3 protein-coding genes and 1 pseudogene are annotated in these 3,650 nt (G+C 73.6%); all 4 read right to left on the bottom strand.

All coding sequences use genetic code 11. The features are described from left to right. Positions 1-325, bottom strand: a pseudogene (locus JM949_RS34535) (hypothetical protein); the annotation flags it as partial. 197 nt (positions 326-522) lie between these two features. Continuing rightward, positions 523-1,173: a GNAT family N-acetyltransferase gene (locus JM949_RS34530; protein WP_203152238.1), complete on the bottom strand. Its 651-nt coding sequence runs from the start codon at positions 1,171-1,173 to the stop codon at positions 523-525. 106 nt (positions 1,174-1,279) lie between these two features. Continuing rightward, on the bottom strand, positions 1,280-2,593 hold the full coding sequence (locus JM949_RS34525) for a molybdopterin molybdotransferase MoeA (protein WP_203152236.1): 1,314 nt from the start codon (positions 2,591-2,593) through the stop codon (positions 1,280-1,282). Further along, positions 2,590-3,552 (bottom strand): UTP--glucose-1-phosphate uridylyltransferase, encoded by a 963-nt coding sequence (locus JM949_RS34520; protein WP_203152235.1) that lies wholly within the window; start codon positions 3,550-3,552, stop codon positions 2,590-2,592. Before JM949_RS34520 ends, JM949_RS34525 begins: the two co-directional genes overlap by 4 nt. Positions 3,553-3,650: the final 98 nt, after the last annotated feature.

The raw sequence follows: 3,650 nt of genomic DNA, 5'->3' as shown, positions 1-3,650 counted from the left end.
CGGCCGGAGCGACGGACGGCCGGGGGTGCGGAGACCGGCGCGGTCAGCGCGCCGGTAGTCGCATCCTCACTCAGGGTAACGATGAGCGAGCGCGGAGGGTGGACCGGTCGCGTCCCGGCACAGTGCGGCGCCGTCGGTGGCGCTGGAGCACCCGCGCCGTCGACTGCGCCCGCTCCGCCACCAGCCGCTCGGTGGCGTCGTACCGACGAACCAGCGCCGGGGCCAGGGCGAGCAGGCCGGCGGCGGCGAGGACGGCGAGGAGCACCGAGGTCGCACCCTCACCCCTCCCGTCGCCGAATTCGAAGCAACCGCTCTCCGACCGCAGGATGTTCCATCGATCACGCCTGAGGGCGTGGATCGTCCGGCCGGGGAGCGTTTGCCGCAGCTTGCAGTTACTTGAGGTTACGGCGCGTCGACCGGGATGCCACCGCGCCGCGCCGATCCCGTCCGTGGGACGGTCGGGAGGATGCCGAGAATTGCGCCGCCGCGCACCTACCGCGGGCCGGATCTTCCGACATGCTGCTAGCGCGCATTGGCGCGTACCCGGTGCCAGCGGGCCAACAGGCCACCCTCGGCGGCGATCTCCTCGCTCGTCATCGCGTATCCGATGTGGTCCCGCCAGGCGCCGTCGATATGCATGTAGCGCACGTGGTACGACTCCTCGCGGAAGCCCAGCTTCTCCACCACCCGCCGGGACGGCCGGTTCTCCGGGCGGATGTTGACCTCCACCCGGTGCAGCCCGCCCGGCCCGAACGCGTGGTCCACGGCGAGCGCGAGCGCGGTAGGGATCACCCCCCGGCCGGCGACCCGAGCGTCCACCCAGTAGCCGACGTAGCCGGAGCAGAGCGCCCGCCGCACGATGCTGCCCACGTTGATGTGCCCGACCAGCCGATCCCGGTCGGCCTCGCGCAGGCACACCGCGAACGGCATGCCCTCACCCTCCCGGGCCGAACGCCGCTGGTCGCGGTGCACCCAGCGGAACGCGGCAGGCGAGTTCAGCTCGTCCCAACCACCGGGCAGCGACGCCTCCCAGGGCGCCAGCCAGGCCTGGTTCGCGCGCCGTACCTCCGACCACGCCCCGGCGTCCGAGCGCCGGTAGGGCCGCAGCAACACCGGGCCGTCCGCCAACTCCACCGGCCAGCCCGGTGACCGCGCGGGTCCGAAAAGACTCACCCGCACAGTCTCCCGCGCGGGACCGTGCCGCGCGCAAGTGGACCCACCGCGCCGACCGCCACCGCGCGGCGGCCGGGCGCCACGGCACCGCGGCGTCGACGGGCCGTCACCGGCGGCGGTCGAGCAGCAGGACGTCCACTGTGGAGCCCGCCGCGGCGGTGGTGACCCGCTCGCCGAGCACCAACAGCCCGTTCGCCTCGGCCAGCCCGGAGAGGGTGAACGGCCCGCCGCTGAGCGGCTGGACTGTGTAACCCCCGCCGCGCCGCTCGGCGACATGGGCGGGACGGAACTCCCGCAGCCCCGTCGGGGACGACACGGTCTCCAGCAGGTGCGCCCGCACACTGGGGCGGAACACCGGCTCGGCACCGGCGAGCAGTTGGATGGCGGGGCGGGCCAGCACCTCGAACCCGATCAACGCGGCGCCCGGATCGCCGGGCAGGCAGACCACCGGCACCTCCTCGGCGCCCACCGTGCCGAACCCGAGCGCGGTGCCGGGATAGAGCGCCACATCGGTGAACGCGACCGGCCCGGCGCGACCGCCCTCGCGGCGGGAGAGGATCCGGCGCACCATGTCGCCGGGGCCAGTGCCGGTGCCACCGGTGGTGATGATCAGATCGGCCCGCAGCGTCTGGTCCTCCAGCAGCCCGCGCAGCCCCTCCGGGTCGTCGTCGCAGATGCCCACCCGGTACGCCAGCGCGCCCACCTCGGCCGCGGCGGCGGTCAGCGCGTGCGAGTTCGCGTCCACCACCTGCCCGGGTTGACTGCCCCGGCCCACGTCGACGAGTTCGTCACCGGTGGCCACGATGACCACCCGTGGACTCGGCCGGACCACCACGTGGCCGATGCCGGTCGCCGCGAAGACCGCGACCAGAGCCGGCGACACGTACGTGCCGGCCCGGGCGAGCAGAGCGCCAGCGGGCAGCTCCTCACCGGCCCGGCGTACCCCGTACCCCCGTTTGGGGGTGCGGAAGATCTCCACCGCGGCCATGCCCTGGTCGGTCCACTCCACCGGGACCACCACGTCCGCGGCGACCGGCAGCGGCGCCCCGGCGGCCACCGAGAAGCACGAACCGGGGGTCAGCCGGACCGGCCGCCAACTCGCGGCGCCCAGATCGCCGACCACGTTGAGCCGGATGGTCCGGCCACCGCGCGTGCCGGAGGGGGCCGGGACATAGCTCGGGCCCCGGCCCCCTCCGGAAATGTCCTCCCAGCGTGCGGCGTAGCCGTCCACGGCCGCCTGGTCGAAGGCCGGGAAGGCGTGCGGCGCGACGACGTCCTCGGCGAGGACGTTGCCGTGCGCCTGGGTGAGGTCGAGGTCGAGTGGCGGCAGCGCGCGCAACCTGCGCAGCACGCTGCCCAGGTAGTCGGCGAGCGGCGTCAACTCGTTCGCGGCCGCCTCGGCGTCGGCCGTCGCGGTCATGTACCAGATCCGCCTGCCGTGTCGGCGTTGACGAAGTCGGCCAGCCAGGACCGGAACTCGGTGCCCAGGTCGTCGCGCTCGGCGGCGATCTGCACCACGGTCTGGAGGTAGCCCAGCGGCATGCCGGTGTCGTAGCGGGTGCCCCGGTAGACGATCGCGTGCACCGGCGTGCCCTCGGTGCGCAGCAACTCCATCGCGTCGGTCAGTTGGATCTCGCCGCCGCTGCCCGGCTTGGTCCGCCGGATCGCGTCGAAGATCTTGCCCGGCAACACGTAGCGCCCGAGCACCGCGAGGTTGCTCGGGGCGTCCTCGGGCTGCGGCTTCTCCACCATCCCGGTCACCTTGACGACCTCGCCGATGTCGGTCAGCTCCGACTCGGCGGGCTCGACCGAGGCGATGCCGTACCTCTTGGTCTCGGCCGGGTCGACCTCGAAGAAGGCGAGCACCACACCGCCGGTGCGCGCCTGTAGCTCCAGCATCGCCGGCAGCAGCGGCTCCGACGGCTTGACGAACTCGTCGCCGAGCAGCACCGCGAAGGGCTGGTCGCCGACGTGCGACTCGGCGTACCCAACGGCGTGGCCGAGCCCGAGCTGCTCGGGCTGCCGCACGGTGTAGATCTCGGCCAGCTCGCTGGGCCGACGCACGGCGGCCAGCCGCTCGGCGTCGCCCTTCTCCTCCAGCCGGGTCTCCAGGTCTGGGCGACGGTCGAAGTGGTCCACCATCGACGTCTTACCCCGCCCGGTAATCAGCAACACGTCACCGATGCCGGCCTGGGTGGCCTCCTCGACGATGTACTGCAGGACCGGCCGATCCACCACCGGCAGCAGCTCCTTGGGCACCGCCTTGGTGGCCGGCAGGAACCGGGTGGCCAGTCCGGCGGCCGGGATGACGGCCTTGACCGCCAGGGGACGGCCCGTTGCGGCGACCGTCGATGAGGGGTTCGCTGAGTGCTCCGACATGCCGCGAGACTATCGGCCACGGCTCTGCCGCGGCGGGTGTGGCCCAGAAGACGCGCCGCCACCTGACCCCCGGCCGCGCCGCGTCCGGGCCGGTCCGC

The organism is Micromonospora tarensis (genome assembly GCF_016803395.1).
Lineage (GTDB): Bacteria > Actinomycetota > Actinomycetes > Mycobacteriales > Micromonosporaceae > Micromonospora > Micromonospora tarensis.
Note: the sequence above shows the minus strand (reverse complement) of the source record. Positions and strands in the feature narration are given on the sequence as shown.

Bases quoted from the DNA above. Each gene is read 5' to 3' on its own strand.
- JM949_RS34525 (WP_203152236.1), bottom strand. From the start codon at position 2,593: ATGACCGCGACGGCCGACGCCGAGGCGGCCGCGAACGAGTTGACGCCG.
- JM949_RS34520 (WP_203152235.1), bottom strand. From the start codon at position 3,552: ATGTCGGAGCACTCAGCGAACCCCTCATCGACGGTCGCCGCAACGGGC.